Genomic DNA, 20428 nt, shown 5'->3' with positions numbered 1-20428 from the left:
CCTTTATAGAATCAAATCACATGTGTGCTGATTATTTAGTTTTGATTGTGGTTTCTGTTTCGATGAAGGGCATTCTACATTTGGGCAGGAACAAAACAATATGCTGAAATGGTAAAAGATTATTACCTTAAAGGTAATAATTCACCATTAACTTGTTGTTTTATTTTTGATTGGCGTTGAATTTTAAGGTAATTGTTGGCTGGTTTAAAGATAATCGTCGACAGGTTTAACGGTATTATTAGTCAATTTAAAGGGGGTATTATTAATATAAGAGATGAAACTGTAGCGTTCTTCTTTTTAAGAGCACTACAGTTTTGAATTTTGTGGGTGTTATGCGTAGTTTTCAGCAAGCTTAAAGCGAGATAACATGGATTTTAGTAATTCAGCTTGTTGAGATAGTTGCTCTGCAGCAGCGGCACTTTCTTGTGCTGCGCTGTTATTCTGTTGTGTAACCCCATCAACTTCACTCACGCCCTTGTTAATTTCTTCAGCGCCGATGGCTTGCTCATTACTGGCATTGGCGATTTGATCAACTAGCGCGGCAGTTTGACTGACACTTTCAAAAATACTTTTTAAACTTTGTGCCGTTTCGCTAGCAATCAAGCTGCCATTTTTAGTTTTATCGACAGAACTTGCAATCAGTTTTGAGGTTTCTTCGGCTGCTGTTGTACTTCTAGCGGCTAAGTTGCGGACTTCATCTGCTACTACGGCAAAACCACGACCTTGCTCACCTGCTCGAGCAGCTTCAATTGCTGCATTTAGAGCCAGTAAATTGGTTTGAGCGGCAATGTCATCAATGGTGTTAATGAACTCTGCAATACTTTCACTGGCGTGTGAAATCTCAGACATAGCAGCAATCATGGTTTCCATTTTTTCGATGCCTTGCTCTGCTGAACTTTGCGCTAGCATGGCTAACTCTTGTGCTTGGTTCGCGTTCTGAGCATTGACACTGATCTGCGTGCTTAGTTGATTTAATGAAGCTGAAATATTCTCTAGACTTGAGGCTTGAATAGATGCGCCTTCAGATAGCGAAGCACTGGTTTCTGAAACACTGTAGCTGCCTTGTGATATTTCAATACTGGTTAATTGAGTTTGACCGAGTACTTCATTTAAGTTATTGGTCATTGCTTGCAATGCGAGACCAACGGAGTCTTGGTCGGAAGCGAGTATCACTTTATTATCGAGCCCACCTGCTGCGATTGCTTGTGCGAGTGTTGCCTTATCTTGTAAGTTGGCGATCATATTTTTCATTTCGGCATAAATACCACGATCCTTACCTGTGCTGTGTAACTTTATGCTTAAATCACCAGCTGCGACTTTTTTGGCGATCTCGGCAATATAAGTCGGCTCACCACCAAGTAAGTTCATTATATGTCTAGTTAACCATACTGCAATTAAACAACCTATGATCACAGCCAGAAGCGTGCCTAAAACGGCGATATTGATGACAGTTGATTCGGTTTGAGCTAATGACACCATACGCTTGGCCATTAAATTAGATTCGGTTGCTTTAAAGGTGGCTATTTGTTGTCTGAATTTATCAAAATACTGTTTACCTTTAGCTTGTCCAACCAAAGTAGCAACGTCATCCATGGTTTTTTCATTGCCAACCTGGCGTCGTAATACGATTTGTTTTTCGGCTATTATGTTTATCCAGTTATCTATCGTGCGCTTACTTTCTGTGAGTAACGCTACTTGTGCTGGGTTATCGGCGACAGCATCAGCAAGTTCATCACTCAATTGATTAAACTGAGCTTTACCTTGTTTGTAAGGGTCTAAGAATTGCTCTTTCCCTGCGAGTAAGAATCCGCGCATGCCTGTTTCCATATCAACGGCTGCTGCTTCTATCTTAGATGCTTTGGCGAGGACTTCGTGGGTATGATTGACCCAATTAAAATTGTCTTCTAATGATTTAACACTAAACAAAACGACGAGTGTAATACTCACCATTAGTGATAATACTACGCCATACCCGGCATATAATTTGGTCGTGAATTTAAGATTTTTTAGCATAGCGCCTCGCTTTACATCCTGTAAGAGTGCTTTAATCATCAGGTTTTGTAGTAAGTTATTGAATTGATGTTAAGTGTAGTTAGTTAAATGATGCTTTTACAAAAAGTTACCTATAAATGTCATTCTTGATGTGTATTTGTGAACTGCCGTTGATAAATAATATAAGTTAAGGTTGACAGCTTAGTGATTGTTAGTTAATGCTTATTGAGCTGGGCTGGTGGGGATTTTATAGACAGAATTAGAGACGAAAAAAGGAAGCATTGCTGCTTCCTTAAGTGACGAACAAGGCATGTGAGTATGACTATTCGTGAGTACTGCTTTTGGTCTTTTTCTCAGTAATAATTGAAACCGAATGCTTAAGCGAAGTGTGCGTCTAACTCTTCGCTGCCACCGATGTGTTTACCACCGATGAAGATTTGTGGCACTGTGCTAAGACCGGTTACAGCACGTAGGCTTACTGTTGTAGCATCTTTACCTAGAACTACTTCTTCGTAGCTTAGACCTTGGTCGATTAATGTTTGTTTTGCTTTAGCGCAGAACGGGCAACCAGGCTTCGAGAATACTGTGATTGACTCTTGAACCTTATATTCTGGTGCAACATAAGCAAGCATAGTATCAGCGTCAGAAACTTTGAACGGGTCGCCTGGTTCGTCAGCTTCGATGAACATTTTTGCTACCACGCCGTTTTTAACCAGCATGCTGTAACGCCATGAACGCTTGCCAAAACCGATATCAGACTTGTCTACTAACATGCCCATACCTTCAGAGAATGCACCGTTACCATCTGGGATGAAAGTAATATTTTCTGCTTCTTGAGCGTCTTTCCAAGCGTTCATTACAAACGTATCGTTTACTGATACACATAGGATGTCATCAACACCGTGTGCAGAGAATACGCTTGCTAGTTCGTTGTAACGTGGTAAATGGCTTGATGAACAAGTTGGTGTGAATGCGCCTGGCAGGCTGAATACAATCACAGTTTTGTTAGCAAATAACTCTTCAGTTGTACGGTTTACCCATGCATCGCCTTGACGGATTGGAAATGTAACTTGTGGAACCGCTTGGCCTTCTTTCGATACTAATGTAGTCATAATATTTTCCTTAATGTAGCTCTTAATTAAGCTACTTTTTTATTTAAAGTGTTTGATATAAATTGTTCTTTATAAAAAGTATTCGGTTAAGACGTTGTGTCTGCCTCGTCTTGATGTAGCTATTATGCAAAATATCACAGTATTGGTCTAATCGATTGAATCTTTTATTTTGATAGGTAAAAGCTATGCTTAATCTATCGGTAATGATATTTCGATTGGTTTTAACTATAGGTAACATGTTGCGGTGTATATTAAGCCATGAGCGGTTATCAATGAAAAGCATGCGAGCCTTACTCGTCGGTTTTTAATGCCTAATGAGGTCTGAGGTTAATATGAAATATATTTTAATCGGGTGGGGAGATTGATTCTGGGTTTGCTAAGCAATAAAAAAGCAGACCGTTAACTGGTCTGCTTTAAACAATAAAATAATATTAAATACTTAGCTATTCATCGCTTTGCGGATACACAAAATTGCGCCACCCCAAGTAATGCCTAAACCAAGTGCCATCATAATAATTGCACCTAATGTCATGTTACACCTCTTTACTTGATCGATTTACAATGATGCTCACCACTAGCATAGCCGCCAGCAGTCCCCAACCTAATAGCAATAAATCCGATTGCGCATAACCGCCGTAACCATCTTTAATCGTATTAATAACGTTAGTGCCCAAAATCACTACTAAGAATATTGGACTGATAAAGCGTAAACATACCTCAAACCATTTACCGATAGTGAACTCAGATATTTCATTAACATATTTACGAATATCAGCAAGTTTAACCAACCAGCCCATAATGATTAATTCAGCTAGGCAGCTGCTTAACAAGGCAATATTATTAATGAAGTAATCAACTAGATCGAGTAATAGTAAACCACCGTTGGTCGCAAAAGCCATTGACACGACAAAGCCAATACCACAAACCACCGTGGCCGCTTTTTTACGTGACCAATTTAATTTATCAATAAACGCAGATGTCACCGCTTCAATAATTGAAATGTGTGAACTTAAACCTGCGACAACGAGTGCTAAGAAAAATAGCGGACCTAGAATGTACGGTGCCGGTAATAAGTTAATCGCGGCAGGAATCGTTACAAATGCTAAACCAACACCCGCAGTCACGACTTCTGTGATTGGTTTACCTTGTTCTTGCGCCATATTACCCAGAATAGAGAAAATAAGGATACCAGCCACGATCGAGAAACCACAGTTAATCAATACGGTCATGACGGCATTATTATTGACATCGGATTTTTCAGGTAAATAGCTTGAATATGCCAACATAATGGCAAAACCCACACTCAAGGTGAAGAAGATCTGGCCATACGCTGCAGACCATACTTTGGGATCGGATATTTTGCTGAAATCAGGTTGGAACAAATAGTTAAGACCATCTAACGCCCCCGGTAAAAATACCATGCGACAAATTAGCCCAACAACCATAATAAATAATAATGGCATCATGATCTTACTTGCACGCTCAATACCGCTTTTAACACCACCAAAAATAGCCGCAAACGTAATGCCCCAAGCAATCATCATTGGGACCGCTATATGCCACTGAATACTGCCCAATTTGCTCGGCGAATTCTCACCTAGCTGTAAATATTCTTTAAAGAAATAAGCATTGGTATCCTGTCCCCAAGATTGTGAGAACGACATACTAAAGTAAGAGATGGCCCAGCCAATCACTGCTACATAATACACCGCAATAACCGCGGCGATCAGAACCTGAAACCAGCCCAACCATTCATATTTTTTATTTATTTTTGCAAATGTGCGCGGAGCAGAACCCCGGTATTTATGACCCATACCAAATTCCATGATCATAAATGGAATACCCGCGGTTAACATCGCAAATAAATAAGGAATGAAAAAAGCCCCGCCACCATTTTCATACGCCATGTATGGAAAACGCCAAATATTACCTAATCCGATAGCGGAACCTACTGCGGCAAGAATAAAGCCGCTGCGAGATCCCCATTGTTCACGCTTCATAAAAAACACTCCTTTGTAAAACTTCACCCTGATAAATGAACTCTATTTAGTATCATTATCTATTATATTTTCAATCTACGTGCTTAAACGAAAGATATTCAACAAGCAATTCAGTGAGATTACCTATTAAAAATTCGTTAGGCAATGCTAGAAAACTGTACCAAGGCGCTTAGGTGTAGATGATTATGCTGGGTGTTGATTACGTAGGAGCACAGATGATTAACGCCTGAAGATAGAGCGTGCTTAACTATCGAAAAGCATGTAAAAGGCGATGGATTGTATAATTTTACAAAAATCTAATAAATAGAAAATAACAGCAATTATTTTGAGGAAATCACTGTTTTCAAACTAAAAAATAACAATTCAATAAATTTTGATGGCTAATTTAGTTATAATCCCCATTGTTGTTAATGAATGAATGAATGAATGAATAATGCAATGATCACAGTAAATTAAACTGAAAATCATTTAACAACAAACTGACGATTCAATCGATTTGGGAACAAGGTTCTTTTTAGACATAAAAAAGCCCATTTATATTTACTCAATTATTGAGAATAATACAAACAGGCTATGTATAGGGCGTTGTTACTCGGCTATTTCTTTAGTCGCGATAATTAATGACTATTCTACCGTAACAGCCTTGGCAAGATTTCTTGGTTGATCCACGTCTGTGCCTTTAATCAGCGCTACATGGTACGAAAGCAACTGCATTGGTAAGGTATAGAAGATCGGTGCAGTAATTTCACTTACATGCGGCATAGTGATGATTTTCATGCCTTCTGATTCTACAAAACCAGCGTCTGCATCAGCGAATACATACAGTAGGCCGCCACGAGCACGTACTTCTTCAATATTCGATTTCAGCTTTTCTAACAGTTCATTCGTCGGTGCAATAACCACAACCGGCATGTCTGCATCTACTAACGCTAACGGACCGTGTTTCAATTCACCAGCTGCGTATGCTTCTGCGTGAATATAAGAGATCTCTTTTAGTTTAAGCGCTGCTTCCATTGCGATTGGGTAGAACTCACCGCGACCTAAGAATAATGTGTGGTGCTTATCGGCAAAATCTGTTGCCAGCGCTTCGATTTCTTTATCAAATGATAATGACGTTTCGATTTGTGCAGGCAAAGCGTGCAGTGCAGTCACAATCTCAGCTTCTTTTTCGGCGTTAATTACCTTTTTCTCTTTACCTAATGCAGTCACTAGCATTAATAAAGCAGAAAGTTGGGTAGTGAATGCTTTCGTTGAAGCAACGCCAATTTCAGTACCAGCACGGGTCATGAATGCAAAGTCAGACTCACGTACTAACGAAGAACCAGCCACGTTACAAATAGTCATTGCAGCCATGTAGCCTTTTTCTTTAGCAAGACGTAATGCTGCTAAGGTATCTGCTGTTTCACCTGATTGTGACAAGGTGATAAGTAGGCTGTTCGGGCGCGTTACAAATTTACGATAGCGGAATTCAGATGCAATTTCGACATCGCAACTTACGCCAGCTAATGATTCAAACCAATAGCGGGCAGTCATACCAGCATTGTAAGAAGTACCACAAGCGATAATTTGCACGTGTTCAACTTTAGGTAAGATCTCTGCGGCGTTAACACCAATACTTTGGGTGATCACACTGTTAGCTGAAAGACGACCTTCCATGGTATTGGTTAATGCAACAGGCTGCTCAAAGATTTCTTTTTGCATGTAGTGACGGAATTTACCTTTATCGGCAGCGTCATGTTCAGCGTTTGATTCAACTACTTCACGTGTTACCGCGTCACCGTTAATATCAAATACGTTTACATCGCGACGAGTTACTTCCGCGACATCGCCTTCTTCAAGATACATGAAGCGACGTGTTACGCTAAGTAATGCCAGTTGATCTGATGCTAGGAAGTTTTCACCTACACCCAAACCTATCACAATAGGGCTACCTGAACGCGCAACAATTAATTTACCTGGTTCTAAACGGTTAAGTACCACAGTACCGTAAGCGCCATCTAACTGTGCTGCGGTTTTTTGTACTGCATCCAGTAGGCTATCCGTTGAACGTAGTTCCCATTCAACTAAGTGAGCAATGACTTCTGTGTCTGTTTGCGATTGGAAAACGTAACCACGTTGTTGTAATAATTTACGTAGTGATTCATGGTTTTCGATAATACCGTTATGTACAACGGCGATGTCACCAGATACATGTGGGTGGGCATTTTCTTGCGAAGGTACACCATGTGTTGCCCAACGTGTATGGGCAATACCCGTACCGCCAATAGGTTGTTCAATATCAACCGCTGCTGCTAGCTCTTTTACTTTACCTAAGCTACGAATACGTTGCAGGTTGTTATCTTGATCAACAATTGCAACACCAGCAGAATCATACCCGCGGTATTCTAAACGACGTAAACCTTCAACTAAAATTTCAGCGATATCTCTTTGTGCTACAGCACCAACAATCCCACACATGGTCTTCTCCTAGCTTTATAAATTGTATAATATTTTGTAAACAAGTAATAACCACGTGATAGTACTGTCTATCGGTCCGTGAAGACGTGCGTCCTTATACAACTTGTTTTAATGATTTCGAGAGCGAAACTTTTTTATTAAATGATTATTGTATATTCCAATTTTAAACGTAACTTTAATGAAAGGTATTGGTTACGTTTCATTAAATATAGCGGCTGATTGAAGTTTATCTACTTTATTAAGTATCTTTAGGTACTTAAAATCGTATTTTACACAATGAAAGTTTCGAAGTGGTTGCATTTTAGTTTCGTTTGTTTCGTTTGTCTATTTAAACTTACTCTTTATGTGTGGTTTCAGCATAATTAATGAAACTAACGCCGATTAATGTTTCGTATATCCCTAATGCTGGATCTAATCCAAGCCTGACTTTAATATTTTAATGCTTAAATAAGGAATAAGTTTAGAAGCTAAAAAAGCCAGCATAAGCTGGCTTGAATAGTGAAGTTAATCGTGGTGTTAGTAGTGACGCTAATAAACGTTGTTAATGTTAATGTTAATGTTAATGTTAATGTTAATGTTAATGTTAATGTTTATGGCCTGTATGGTCGTCAGTTTTTTCATATAACTGCGCATCGACTTCTTCGCCTTTGGCTGGGCGCGGTACAATTTCAAATTCTTCATCAAATACAACTAAAGATGCCATGAGTTTGTTTAATACTTCTTTGTCACCTTTAAGTCCGGCGGCTTTTGATTCGAATAAGGCTTTTAGTGTCGTTTGTTTTAATACCAGTTTCGTCACATCAGTACGGTTAACGTAAAGTGTAGCATCTGCTTCTAAGGCTTTATCTACCTTGATGTTGCTCATGTTGCCGTTAGACATCTCGACAAAAAACGTTTCTTTTGAATCCGGCAACACAACATTCAGTGTGAATGGGGTATTTTGTGCTTTTAATGAATCAACACGTACTGCCATGTAATCAAATAGATTTTCAATTGTCATGTTAGCAAGTACATCAGGTGATGCAGTTTTAGGTGCGCCAGGTTTAGTGCCGATACGCAATTCTTGAGCACCTGTTAAGTAGATATTTCTCCAACCAGCACCCTCAGATTGGTAACCAAGTTGCTCGTAGGTATCGGCTAATAGCTTACGTGCATCTTGGTTTTTTGGTTCAACTTGAACTACCTTATTTAATACGGTGGCGACAAAACGGTATTCGCCTTTATCAAAGTCAGCCTGAGCTTTTTTGACAATAATTTCACTGCCGCCCATGTAGTCAACAAACTTTTCTGCTTGCGGTGTAACAGGCAACGGATTAAGGTTTGCAGGGTTCATATCAAAGTAGCCTAGATACATATTATAAACGGCACGAGCATTATGTGAATAAGTACCGTGGTAACCATTGGTATACCACGCTTTTTGAATCGATTTAGGCATTACATCATAAATCTTGTCACCTAAATCTTGCATTACATAACCATTGTTGGCTAGGCGAAGCGTTTGGTTGTGGGTGAAACCATAGGCATCACGTTGCATTTTTAAGAAGTCTGAGATCTCTTCATTACCCCAAACTGGCGCTGAATGAGCAGAGAACAACACTTCAGTTTCATTGCCCCATGTATGTAGCATTTCATTGATTTTTTTAGACCAAAGTAGACCATCTCGCACTTTTGCACCACGTAGTGTGTATAAATTATGCATGCCTTGGTAAGTTAACTCTGCCGACCATAGTGTTTTCATACTTGGAATATAAGTGACCATTTCAGATGATGCTTCAGTGCCCGATGCATCCATAAAGATCATTTCTAGACCATCAATGGTTAATGTTTCAAATTCACTTTTATGGTTTAGTTCGTAGTCAGGTAGAACATAAGTTATTTCGCCTGTTGATAGGCCTTTTGCGAGCGCTGCATCAACAATACCGTGTTCATGGCGGTCTAATGTTGCGCCATATTGGTATGCCGTACGGCGAGACATTGCATTACCCGCAAGTACATTTTCATCAACAATTTCTTTAGTGATGTTTTTGGCACCATATACTTTTATGTTTGGGTAAGCTTCTTTAATTGCGCGAGAACCACCGAAGTGATCAGCATGTGAGTGCGAGTAAATCATCGCAACAACGGGCAGATTTCCGCCTTCAGGCACGTGCTCTTGGAAGAATTTTAGTGACTGTGCAGCAGACTGTTGTGTTAATAGTACGTCGTATGCAATCCAACCGTTGTCACTGCGAATAAATGAGATTGAAGCTAAGTCAGTACCACGTACCTGATAGATTTTACCCGGTACTACTTCATATAATCCTGTAGCTGCTTGGTTTAATACCGCTTGACGCCATAGAGATGGGTTTACAGAGTCTGGTGCTTGATCTGCTTTTGCAGCATCAGGATCAATGAAGTTGAAACTGTTGTGAATGATATCGCCAGTTTTTTGATCAAACTCTGCAATTAGACCACGGTTGTTATTTTTGAAAGCTTGGACATCTTTGTAGTTAAGTGTTTTAGCAAACTCGTTGTTATACTCAACAGTTGCTTTCGTTGCAGCTTTACCACCTTGGTTACCAATATCGCTCAGGTGTTCGTGAGGATGCTGAGCTGACATTGCTCCGAATGATATCGAAGATATTAAAATTGCTAAGGTTGTTTTTTTCATATTATCATCACTCATATTAAAAATAAGATAAGACGGTATGCATCGCCTCGTTTTGATGAGCGAACTATAAGTGACCTAGGTATAATTAAAAATAGGGTGGGGGATATACTTATTATAACCAGTGTTTATATTAAATAAGTTTGTCCTTGAATGTTTCTCGCAGTTTTTTGTGTACAGGGTCTTTAATGAAACGCTTGTGATAAATCATGTGGTATTCAATATCACTAATCGCGAAAGGCAATGGTAGGACTTGTAAATTTAAAGATTTGGCAATGTGAGAGAGTCCTGCTGGCATTGCTGCAATGTAAGGGGTTCCCTGTACCGCCAGCATTAAATTTGCCGGGCTAGATACTTGCACCCTCACATCTCGCTCTCGTAGTATTGTCGTTTTACTAAAAAATTCTACCGCATGCATATTATGACGTAATAACCTCATCACCACATGACCTGCTTGTCGATACTGGTCTAAGCTTATCTGGCCTTGAATTTCTGGATGATTTTGACAACAAATCAATACTAAAGGTTCTGTATGGATTAACTCAAAACAAAAGTTACTGTCTTTTTGAGTGATGTTATCAATGGCTAAATCAATCGTGCGCATCCGCAAGTCGTTAAATGTTTTTTCTTCAGTATCGCCAGATTGAATGAGCTGGATATTAGGCAGGCCGATTAATTGTAAAAGAATACTCTCTGGTGCAGTGACGATAAATTGCTTTTTTGTGTCGATGGCATTATCGACTACATCAATAACGCCCACAACTTGTTGGTAAAACTGTTGAGCACTGGTTGTTGTCGTTAAATTACGGCCGCTGCGAATGAATAATTGATAACCTAAATATTCTTCCAAGCGCTTTATTGAGGCACTAATCGCTGGCTGTGAAACATCTAAAAAATCAGCCGCTTTGGTAAAAGAGTTAAACTCATAAACCTTAATAAAAGGCTTAATGAGGTTCATATCAAAGTTATGCATAACGGTTACCCTAGATGTTAATGGACCAAGAAAAACAGCAACATACTTAATACTGCAGTGAGTAAGGTGTTGCGGGTAAGCAAGATCAACAATACCGCAAATACAGCACCGATTAAATAACTGTTATCAAGGTTTAGGTGCAAAGTATTGTCTTGTAAAAATACAATCGGCGCTAAAATAGCGGTGAGTACGGCAGGTGCAGAGTAGCTTAAAAACTTTACTATGCCAGCACTTAGACGTAGGGGTAATTTAGGTTCAATGAAGATATAACGACTGAAAAAGATGATGACCGTCATTAATAGGATAGTTAGCCAGATCATAGGTCGTCTCCCGGTCTTGTTAATAGGGTTTTATTCGGATGCGCTTCATTGGTGAATTTAGCGGTTAGCACTCCTGCACTCATGCCTGATAATGCTGCGATAAGTAATCCGCCGGGAATATGGAATAGTTCGCAGACGACAGCCATAACTAGTGATACCAGTACGCTGACGAGGATCGAGGGTGTTTTGATGGCTGGCACGACTAACGCTATAAAGGTCGCTGCAATGGCAAAGTCTAACCCTAGTTCATCTAAATTAGGGATCTGCTGACCAGCGACAATACCGACCGCAGAAGCAATGTTCCAAATGAGATAGAAACTAAAGCCACCGCCAAAAGCAAACCAGCGATCGAACTTATGCTGTTTAGTTTCGCTGCATACGGCAAATAATTCATCGGTGAGCAAGAAGCCTAATGTCAGTCGCCAGCGTAAGGGCAGGGGACTCATTTGCTGACGCATGGCCATGCCGTATAAGAAATGCCGTGAAGTGATGAGTAATGTCGTTAATAGGATACTGGTTAGCCCCACCCCTGATTTGATCATACCGACAGCAACCAATTGCGCCGCCCCCGCAAACACAATCGCCGACATTGCTTGGCTTTGGAGCATGTCTAACCCAGCTTCAATGGCGTAAGAGCCGGCCAAGATACCCCAAGGGATCACCGCAATACTGAGTGGCATTGCTGCTGCGGCGCCTTTTAATGCTGATTTTAGTTTTGATTGTGGTACTTGTTCTGGGTCGGCTTGTTGATCCTGCATCGCTTAGTCCTTGTGATGGCGGTGGTGCACTATGTTGTAGCATGTTGTGGGGAATAAAATAATGGAGGTAATAAAAAACCCAGCGCACTGGGTTTTTAAATAGTTACACCAATAAAGGCATATTACTTATGATTTATGATTAATCAATCAATTAGTGCTGTGCTTTGTGCTCGCCAGTACCAAAATGCCAATCATAGTGGAAGCTTTGACTTGTATCTTGATCTTTACGACGGTAAGTGTGGCCACCGAAGTAATCACGCATTGCTTGGATCAAGCTTGCAGATGAATCTGCTTCACGGTAACAATCGTAGTAGCTCATTGCTGCGCTAATTGAAGGCATTGGCATACCTTGCATGATTGCTTTCGCTAACACTTCACGCCATGCCATTTGGCTTTCAGCTAGTGTATTAGTGAAACGTTCAGCTAACATTAAGTTTAATAGCTCAGGTTCAGCTTGGTAAGCTTTCGAAATATCATCTAAGAAGTGCGCTCGGATCACGCAACCAGCACGCCAAATTTTTGCAATTGCAACGTAATCAAGTGTCCAGTTATGTTCTTTTTCAGCCGCAGTCATTAATTCAAAACCTTGCGCGTAGCTACAGATTTTTGAACAATATAATGCGTCAGATAATTTTTCTAACCATACGTTACGGTCTTCGATAGTAACTGCTGGACCTGCGAGTTTCATCGCGCCAACCTGACGGATAGACTTTTGGGTACTTAGGCAACGTGCAAATACAGATTCTGCAATTGCGTTTGCTGGTACGCCAAGCTCGAGTGCTTCACGTGCAGTCCAGTTACCCGTACCTTTTTGGCCTGCTTGATCCATGATCACGTCAACCATAGGTTTGCCTGTTGCTTCGTCAACAACTTTCAGGATGTTACCTGTGATCTCGATAAGGTAGCTTTGCAGCTTGCCTTTATTCCATTCACTGAATACTTCGCCAACTTCAACAGCTGACATACCTAAGATTTGACGCATGAATTGCACAACTTCAGCAATCATTTGCATATCAGCGTATTCGATACCGTTATGTACCATTTTAACAAAATGGCCAGAACCGATTGGACCGATATATTCGGCACAAGGTTCACCTTCAGGTAACGGCTGGTCTACTTGTGTACGCGCAATTTCAACACCTGTTACAGGGTCTACTTTCGCTGACATTGCTTGCCACATAGGTTTTAACAATTCCCATGCTGCTTTGTCGCCACTTGGCATAAGTGAAGGACCAAAACGAGCGCCCACTTCTCCACCTGAAATTGCACAAGTGAAGAAGTTAAACTTGCCGGCATAAGAATCTGCACGTGTAATTGAATCACGCCATTGGCTATTACCTGTATCTACCACAATGTCGCTTGCTTCTAAGCCAGCTGCAATTAGGTCATTACAAATAATATCAACAACAGGACCTGCTGGAACAGAAAGCACGATACGACGTGGCGTGTCTAGTTGGTTAATTAGTTCTGCAAGATCGGCAACAGCGATTAATTTTGCTGCTGTGAGAGGTTGATGACGCTTAACGATGTCAGTACGACGGCTTTCGTTAATGTCAAAAGCGGCAACGGAAAATCCGCGCTCTGCTAAATTTAATGCCATGTTGGCACCCATTACGCCTAAACCTATTACTGCAATATCAATATTATTGTTCATCTGTTCCTCTGTGCCTTGGCAAGTCATGAAGGTGAGAATTGGCTAATGCCTGATTGTTTAAGGCATGATATAGAAAGTAGCAAAAGATACAATGTTAACGCTATCGTTATTTGTCTTTTTCATCTAAATCACACTTTTTGGATAAACTAATTTTAAATCATTAAAATTGATATGGTTAATCCGCATTGTCTTATGAGACCTACCTCACACTATCATAGTTTGTATAAATTTAAGATTGGTTCTTTCCTGCCCAATTATATAAATATAGCTAAAATTACTAATATGTTTATATAACTGTATCTGTGAACATTTCTTTAAACATATCAGTAGCATTAATGGTTAAATGTATTAACAAATATGTTGAAAACTATACGATTTTGCTAATTTAAAGTTAATTGAAAAGTTTATTTACCCCTAATTGAAGATAGGTATAATGTGGTAAGTATTTTATAACTAAGGATATTAGGCGTATGAGTTCCAATAGTCGTAAGTCCGGTCGAGTGACCTTACAAGATGTTGCAAATAAAGTAGGCGTGACTAAAATTACCGTCTCTAGGGCGATCCGCACACCTGAGAAAGTATCGGAATCATTACGCTTAACTATCCATAAAGCCATAGATCAAATGGGCTACATACCTAACCGTGCCGCTAGCATGTTAAGTGCTAAGCAAAGTAAAACGGTGGTATTAATTGTGCCGTCATTATCTAATGGCGTATTTGCTGATGTTGTACGCGGTATTAATGATGTGATGTTAGCGCAAGGCTTTCAGATCTTATTAGGTCACTCGGGTTATTCATTGTTAGAAGAAGAACGTTTGATTGAAACCTATTTACAGTTTGGTATCGACGGTATCATCATTTCGGGAACCCATCATACCGAACGCAGTAATCGCCTGTTACGTAAATCAAACTTACCTGTTGTCGAGATCATGGAATGTAATGGTAACGCCATTGATATGTCGGTTGGTTTAGATCATGAAGAAGCTGGCTATAAAATGACAGAGTATTTAATTGGTAAAGGCTATAAAAATATTGGTTTTGCCGGCGCGCGTATGGACTTACGTGCACAGCTGCGTTTGGATGGTTGGCGTAAAGCGATTTGGGAAACCGATTTGAGCGATGAGCGTGTTGTCACCAGCAACTATGCGTCTACTTACCAGATGGGGGCTGATATGCTGACCGAGATCTTAGGCGAGTGGCCAGATACTGATTGTATTTTCTTTTGTAATGATGATTTAGCGGCTGGCGCGCTATTTGAGTGCCAACGTCGTAACCTGAAAGTACCGAAAGATATCGCCTTAGTTGGCTTTAACGATCTTGATATTTGTGCGGCGACCAACCCCAAATTAACCTCTGTGGCGATTCCTCGCTTTGATATTGGTGAGCAAGCGGCAACAATGTTACTTAAAAGAATCAACGATGAACCGATTGAAAATAAGCATCTGGATCTCGGTTTTATTATTTCAGAGCGTGCTTCTACCTAATATGTACTGATAATACTTGTGTTTTGTCGTGTTAACGGTAACATTACCGTGTTGATTTCGAGTAATGTTAAGAAGTACATAATATGATAGGTAGAAGCATTATTGTCATGGGCGTTTCTGGCAGCGGAAAGTCCACGATAGGATTAAAAATTTCACAGCAACTTGGCGTTAAGTTTATTGACGGCGATGACCTGCATCCGAAAGCGAATATTTTAAAAATGGCCGCGAGCCAGCCATTAAATGATGCAGACCGTCAACCTTGGTTAGAACGTATCCGTGATGCGTGTTTTAGTATTGAGCAGAAGAACGAAACAGGCGTTATCGTTTGTTCTGCATTACGCAAAGATTACCGTGATCAAATTCGTGACGGTAATAAAGCCGTGACATTTATCTACTTAGATGGCAGCTTTGATTTAATTTTAACGCGTATGAAAGCACGAGCAGGCCACTTCTTTAGCGGTGATGAGATGTTAAAAAGTCAGTTCAATACGTTAGAGCAGCCTTTAGCAGATGAAAGCGACGTACTTTCTGTGCCTATTGATGGTACAATTGATAACATTGTAACGCTCAGCGTAGCCGCTTTATCAGCAAAATAGTGTGGCGATGTTGTATTGATTACTGCTGATTTTATAAAATATCAGTACATTCATAAAAGATAATAATGGTCATATTTTAATCAAAATATGGCCGTTTTTTTTATCCCCAAACTTAACTTTCAAATGAAACTAAAAAGTTGTGCATATGTAACAATAGTGACTTTAAAGTTGAAGTTATCCGATGGTTTTATGTGAAAATGTGATGTTACCCCTAGAGTTTAACGGTTTGTGAGAGTAAGATTGCTCCAACAGTTACCGGTAACATAATAATTAACATAAAAGTTAACATAACATCATTATCGGGTTTACCAGAAACAAGGATACCGCTACTAATGAAAACGATTTCAAAAACGATAATTGCAGCGTCTGTTGCAACATTAATGAGTGCATCGGCATTCGCTGCTGAGTTTAACTTTAAATTCCAATCATCAGATCCATCAGGTGAGAAGAACTTCCAAGTGCAACAAGCATGGGCGGAGCAACTAGAAAAAGATTCTGATGGTCGTATCGATGTGACTATGCTGCCTGTCGGTGCTGTTGTTAAGCACACAGAAACGCTAGATGCGATTAAGTTTGGTGTTTTACAAGGTCATATTACGGCAACGGGTTTCTTTGCTGGTAAAGATCCTGCATTTGGTTTGATGGGTAATACCGTAGGCGCTTGGTCTGAACCTGAGCAGTTACTTGATTACATGTATAATGGCGGCGGTAACGAGCTAATGCGTGAAATTTACCAGCCATATGGTATCTACTATATCGGGGCATCAGCAACGGGTCTTGAAGCGTTTGTTTCTAAAGTGCCGCTTAATGGTGTAGCCGATCTTAAAGGGCTTAAACTACGTGCGCCTGAAGGTCTAGTGCAACAAGTATTTGCAGCTGCAGGTGCGTCACCAGTTAACTTACCGGGTTCAGAAGTATTTACAGGTTTGAGTAAAGGCGTTATTGATGCTGCCGATTACACGGTATTTTCAACGAACCATAAAGCCGGTCTAAATGACGTTGCACCGCATCCTGTCTATCCTGGTTTCCACTCTTTACCTGCAATTGAAGTATCAATTAGTGCAAAATCGTGGAACAAACTACCAGCTGATTTACAAAAAATAATGCAAGATTCAGTTAAAACGTTTGCTTACACTATGGTTGATACCTTAAAGAAAGCAGATGCTGAAGCGGTTGCAGAAGCAATGGCAGATCCAAAAATTACAATACATGACTGGCCAGCAGAAGAACGTAAAAAATTCCGTACTATTGCACGTAGCCAATGGGAAGTTTATGCAAAACGTTCTCCAAACGCACAAAAAGTATATGATTCTGTAACAGCACATTTGAAAGCGAAAAACTTACTGTAATTTAAGTAAGTGCTATACCTGAAGGCTGCGCTGCAGCCTTTTTTCCCACTTAAAAGATGACTAAATCGATGAGTAATCCAGAAGAGCTGCAACCAAGAAACCGCCTTGATGCGGGCATTATATGGGCAGGTAATGCTATTAGTGTGCTGTTTTTATTTACGGTATTAATATCGTTTTATGAAGTGTTGATGCGTTATGTATTTAATGCGCCGACGATTTGGGTACATGAAACAGCATCCTTTATTGGCGGCTCATTATTTGTAATTGGTGGCGCTTATGGATTAGCGACAGACAAACACGTTCGTGTTGTTCTTATTTATGATCATGTATCAGAACGTACAAAACAGTACTTGAATGTATTCCATCATATTATGGGGTTATTGTTCACTGTTTTACTTTCTATTGCGGCATGGACAATGACTGAAGGTGCTTGGTATGCACCTTGGGGTGAAATGCGTTTAGAAACATCGGGCTCTGCTTGGGATCCTGCATATCCAGCGCTACTTAAAGCGTTAATTTTTGGTACTCTGTGCTTAATGTCAGTGCAATTTGTGTTGCACCTGATTCAAGAAATCCACGACTTAGTTAAGAAGAATAAATAATATGTTTGATCTTTCATCTATCGGTATTGGTTACGGCAGTTTGTTAATGCTGGTGCTCATGATTGGCCTGTTATTAACAGGTATGCAGTTGGCATTTGTAACTGGCTTAGTGGCTGTTATTTTCACATTTGGTTGGTTTGGTCCAGAGGTTTTACCACTGATCACCAGCCGAATTTATAGTTTTGTTAGTGGCTACGTATTCTTAGCCGTGCCTATGTTTGTATTGATGGCCGCCTTGCTTGACCGTTCTGGTATTGCGCGTGACTTATTCGATGCAATGAAAAAGGTCGCGCGTAACGTCCGTGGTGGCGTTGCCGTTCAAACGTTATTAGTCGCGGTATTACTTGCATCTATGTCAGGTGTGATTGGTGGCGAAACGGTATTACTTGGTATTCTGGCATTACCACAAATGCTGCGCTTGGGTTACGACCGTAAACTGGCGATTGGTACGACTTGTGCTGGTGGCGCGTTGGGTACTATGTTACCGCCAAGTATCGTATTGATTATTTATGGTCTCACGGCAAGTGTTTCCATTGGCGACTTGTTTAAAGCATCATTCTTACCGGCTGCGATATTAGCGTTATTATATATTTTGTATGTATTGATTCGTTGTTATTTAAACCCGTCATTAGCGCCACTACCGACGGCTGAAGAATTAGCTGAAGATGCAGCGAAAGATATTAACTTTAAGAAAGCCTTATTATTTCCAATGCTATCTGTTGGTGTGGTATTGGGTAGTATCTACAGTGGTATTGCGTCAATTACTGAAGCATCAGCATTAGGTGTTGTTGGTATTGCCATTAGTGCTGCGATTCGTGGTGAGCTTAACTGGAACATGTTAAAAGAAAGCTCGATTGCGACATTACGTACTTGTGGCATGATTATCTGGATTGGTATTGGTGCGAGCGCATTGGTTGGTGTTTACAACTTGATGGGCGGCATTGATTTCGTCAGCGAAGGTATTCTTGCGATGAGTGGTGGTAGCCCAATGGGGACTATCTTAATCATGATGGCGGTACTGTTTGTATTGGGTATGTTCCTGGATTGGGTAGGTGTGGCACTGTTAACTATGCCTATCTTTGTGCCGATTGTTGTTGGTTTAGGTTTTGATCCGATTTGGTTTGGTGTGGTGTTCTGCATGAATATGCAGGTTTCCTTCTTATCTCCGCCATTTGGACCCGCCGCTTTTTACCTTAAATCGGTAGCACCAAAAGATATTAGCTTAGGTGAAATCTTTAGCGCACTTGTACCGTTTATCTGCTTACAAGTTGTAGCATTAGCGTTACTTATTATCTTCCCTGAATTGGCGCTATGGTGGAAATAGCGTATTTGAAATACGTGATATAACCGACAATTCTATAAATTCAATAGTTTAAAAGCCCATCGTTAGCAATAACGATGGGCTTTTTTTGTTTAAATTTTATGAGCGTCAGTATGTATAGCAAGTTAATGCTTACGTTATGAAATAAAAATAATTATTAATTACAATCGCTTACTTGAAATTAGGAGTTGTTACCATAGTGTTAAACTTGTTGGTAGGCGAATAGGCATTTCTGTGAAGCTAAACTTATTAACATACAATGGTTTATTGAATGTTAAATATGTATAATAAAAAGCCATTTGAACTAATTCTTTATTGAAGATGTGTATTTAACGTTAATCGCTCTGCTTTTAATGTGAGTATTATGTACTAAATTAGATGCTTGAATTAGGTTAATTGTTATATCGGTAAAAATAGTGGTTATTGTATATATGATCATAGTGTAAATCGATAATTATGCAGGTATTTACCTGTTCCCTGGAACAAGATAGTTAAAAGGACTTACTCATGATTACATTTGTCATTCCCCAGCAAGCGCAAGTTGTATCTGTTAACGGTAAAGCGGAACATATACTTGAGCAGGATAGTCAATCCTTGGAAAGTGGTTATGAAATAGCTGCGGGCGGCAAAATTGAGGTCACGTCTGGTGCTCAAGTTATATTGAAGTATGCAGATGGGTCACAAGTGATCATTGATGAGCATTTTAAAGCAACTGATAATGCTGACTCGTCTGATGTAGCGATGGATGTGTTAGATGAAATTACTGAAGCGAGTGATCAACCAACACCAGGCCAACCGCAAGTTGGTGATGATGTTTTAGCTGACATTCGTGCCATTCAAGAATTAATCCTTTCTGATGAAGAGTTTATCGATCCTGTTAGTACCGCTGCCGGTAGTGCGAGTGATGGTGGCCGTTCGTCTGCAGTTTCTGTAGAACGTACTGGTGATGAAACTCTGGCAGAGGCTGACTTTGAGACTGAAACTTTTAGCCAAACAACAGAAACTAAAATTTTAGTAGATACCAATATTACTGGTGATACGGGCGGCAAAGGTAATTCTGGTAATACAGGCAATTCTGGCAATGCAGGTAATAAAGGTGATACGACGGTAACCTTAAGCGCAGATAACAGTGAATTGAGTGAAGCCAACGGCGGCACGATCAC

Annotated in this window: 16 protein-coding genes; 6 read left to right on the top strand and 10 right to left on the bottom strand. The window is 40.1% G+C overall.

Annotation, left to right across the window (positions count from 1 at the left end):
* Positions 1-330 precede the first annotated feature (330 nt).
* From CXF93_RS00080 to gndA, 10 genes are all read right to left on the bottom strand, one after another.
* Entirely contained in the window at positions 331-2013 is a 1683-nt protein-coding gene (locus CXF93_RS00080; protein ID WP_101060181.1) for a methyl-accepting chemotaxis protein, read from the bottom strand.
* 356 nt (positions 2014-2369) lie between these two features.
* Positions 2370-3104 (bottom strand): glutathione peroxidase, encoded by a 735-nt coding sequence (locus tag CXF93_RS00075; RefSeq protein ID WP_017220827.1) that lies wholly within the window; start codon positions 3102-3104, stop codon positions 2370-2372.
* 439 nt (positions 3105-3543) lie between these two features.
* On the bottom strand, positions 3544-3636 hold the full coding sequence (locus CXF93_RS00070; RefSeq protein ID WP_101060179.1) for a MetS family NSS transporter small subunit: 93 nt from the start codon (positions 3634-3636) through the stop codon (positions 3544-3546).
* Between the two features lies 1 nt (position 3637).
* Entirely contained in the window at positions 3638-5104 is a 1467-nt protein-coding gene (locus CXF93_RS00065) for a sodium-dependent transporter (RefSeq protein ID WP_101060177.1), read from the bottom strand.
* Between the two features lie 624 nt (positions 5105-5728).
* Positions 5729-7561 carry a glutamine--fructose-6-phosphate transaminase (isomerizing) gene (glmS, locus tag CXF93_RS00060; protein WP_101060175.1) on the bottom strand — a complete coding sequence of 611 codons (1833 nt, stop codon included), beginning with the start codon at positions 7559-7561 and terminating at the stop codon, positions 5729-5731.
* Positions 7562-8144: 583 nt separating this feature from the next.
* Positions 8145-10226, bottom strand: coding sequence for an alkyl/aryl-sulfatase (locus tag CXF93_RS00055; RefSeq protein ID WP_101060172.1), 2082 nt, complete (start codon positions 10224-10226; stop codon positions 8145-8147).
* 115 nt (positions 10227-10341) lie between these two features.
* The gene (locus tag CXF93_RS00050; RefSeq protein ID WP_101060170.1) at positions 10342-11181 is read right to left on the bottom strand and encodes a LysR family transcriptional regulator; all 840 of its coding nucleotides are present in this window, start codon (positions 11179-11181) and stop codon (positions 10342-10344) included.
* 17 nt (positions 11182-11198) lie between these two features.
* Positions 11199-11501 (bottom strand): AzlD domain-containing protein, encoded by a 303-nt coding sequence (locus CXF93_RS00045; protein WP_101060168.1) that lies wholly within the window; start codon positions 11499-11501, stop codon positions 11199-11201.
* Entirely contained in the window at positions 11498-12259 is a 762-nt protein-coding gene (locus tag CXF93_RS00040; RefSeq protein ID WP_101060166.1) for an AzlC family ABC transporter permease, read from the bottom strand. The genes CXF93_RS00045 and CXF93_RS00040 overlap by 4 nt, the downstream gene beginning before the upstream one ends.
* Positions 12260-12410: 151 nt before the next feature.
* A complete protein-coding gene (gndA, locus tag CXF93_RS00035) occupies positions 12411-13913 on the bottom strand; it encodes an NADP-dependent phosphogluconate dehydrogenase (protein ID WP_101060164.1) in 1503 nt (500 codons plus the stop codon).
* A 470-nt stretch (positions 13914-14383) separates the two neighbouring features.
* Between gndA and CXF93_RS00030 the strand changes: the two genes are divergently transcribed.
* The 6 genes from CXF93_RS00030 to CXF93_RS00005 form a co-directional block, all read left to right on the top strand.
* Complete coding sequence (locus CXF93_RS00030; RefSeq protein WP_101060162.1) at positions 14384-15397, top strand: LacI family DNA-binding transcriptional regulator; 1014 nt, start codon at positions 14384-14386, stop codon at positions 15395-15397.
* An 83-nt stretch (positions 15398-15480) separates the two neighbouring features.
* Positions 15481-15993 carry a gluconokinase gene (locus CXF93_RS00025; RefSeq protein ID WP_101060160.1) on the top strand — a complete coding sequence of 171 codons (513 nt, stop codon included), beginning with the start codon at positions 15481-15483 and terminating at the stop codon, positions 15991-15993.
* A 332-nt stretch (positions 15994-16325) separates the two neighbouring features.
* Complete coding sequence (locus tag CXF93_RS00020; protein ID WP_101060158.1) at positions 16326-17342, top strand: TRAP transporter substrate-binding protein; 1017 nt, start codon at positions 16326-16328, stop codon at positions 17340-17342.
* 68 nt (positions 17343-17410) lie between these two features.
* Entirely contained in the window at positions 17411-17944 is a 534-nt protein-coding gene (locus CXF93_RS00015; RefSeq protein ID WP_232784034.1) for a TRAP transporter small permease subunit, read from the top strand.
* Position 17945: 1 nt separating this feature from the next.
* Positions 17946-19268, top strand: a complete 1323-nt coding sequence (locus CXF93_RS00010) for a TRAP transporter large permease subunit (RefSeq protein ID WP_101060154.1) — start codon at positions 17946-17948, stop codon at positions 19266-19268.
* 504 nt (positions 19269-19772) lie between these two features.
* Positions 19773-20428: hypothetical protein (locus CXF93_RS00005; RefSeq protein ID WP_198551548.1), on the top strand; the 656-nt coding region annotated here is incomplete at its 3' end.

This window comes from Moritella sp. Urea-trap-13 (assembly GCF_002836355.1).
Taxonomy (GTDB): domain Bacteria; phylum Pseudomonadota; class Gammaproteobacteria; order Enterobacterales; family Moritellaceae; genus Moritella.
Note: the sequence above shows the minus strand (reverse complement) of the source record. Positions and strands in the feature narration are given on the sequence as shown.

Coding starts and splice junctions, on each gene's coding strand:
- CXF93_RS00080 (WP_101060181.1), bottom strand. CDS start 2,013: ATGCTAAAAAATCTTAAATTCACGACCAAATTATATGCCGGGTATGGC.
- CXF93_RS00075 (WP_017220827.1), bottom strand. CDS start 3,104: ATGACTACATTAGTATCGAAAGAAGGCCAAGCGGTTCCACAAGTTACA.
- CXF93_RS00070 (WP_101060179.1), bottom strand. CDS start 3,636: ATGACATTAGGTGCAATTATTATGATGGCACTTGGTTTAGGCATTACT.
- CXF93_RS00065 (WP_101060177.1), bottom strand. CDS start 5,104: ATGAAGCGTGAACAATGGGGATCTCGCAGCGGCTTTATTCTTGCCGCA.
- glmS (WP_101060175.1), bottom strand. CDS start 7,561: ATGTGTGGGATTGTTGGTGCTGTAGCACAAAGAGATATCGCTGAAATT.
- CXF93_RS00055 (WP_101060172.1), bottom strand. CDS start 10,226: ATGAGTGATGATAATATGAAAAAAACAACCTTAGCAATTTTAATATCT.
- CXF93_RS00050 (WP_101060170.1), bottom strand. CDS start 11,181: ATGCATAACTTTGATATGAACCTCATTAAGCCTTTTATTAAGGTTTAT.
- CXF93_RS00045 (WP_101060168.1), bottom strand. CDS start 11,501: ATGATCTGGCTAACTATCCTATTAATGACGGTCATCATCTTTTTCAGT.
- CXF93_RS00040 (WP_101060166.1), bottom strand. CDS start 12,259: ATGCAGGATCAACAAGCCGACCCAGAACAAGTACCACAATCAAAACTA.
- gndA (WP_101060164.1), bottom strand. CDS start 13,913: ATGAACAATAATATTGATATTGCAGTAATAGGTTTAGGCGTAATGGGT.
- CXF93_RS00030 (WP_101060162.1), top strand. CDS start 14,384: ATGAGTTCCAATAGTCGTAAGTCCGGTCGAGTGACCTTACAAGATGTT.
- CXF93_RS00025 (WP_101060160.1), top strand. CDS start 15,481: ATGATAGGTAGAAGCATTATTGTCATGGGCGTTTCTGGCAGCGGAAAG.
- CXF93_RS00020 (WP_101060158.1), top strand. CDS start 16,326: ATGAAAACGATTTCAAAAACGATAATTGCAGCGTCTGTTGCAACATTA.
- CXF93_RS00015 (WP_232784034.1), top strand. CDS start 17,411: ATGAGTAATCCAGAAGAGCTGCAACCAAGAAACCGCCTTGATGCGGGC.
- CXF93_RS00010 (WP_101060154.1), top strand. CDS start 17,946: ATGTTTGATCTTTCATCTATCGGTATTGGTTACGGCAGTTTGTTAATG.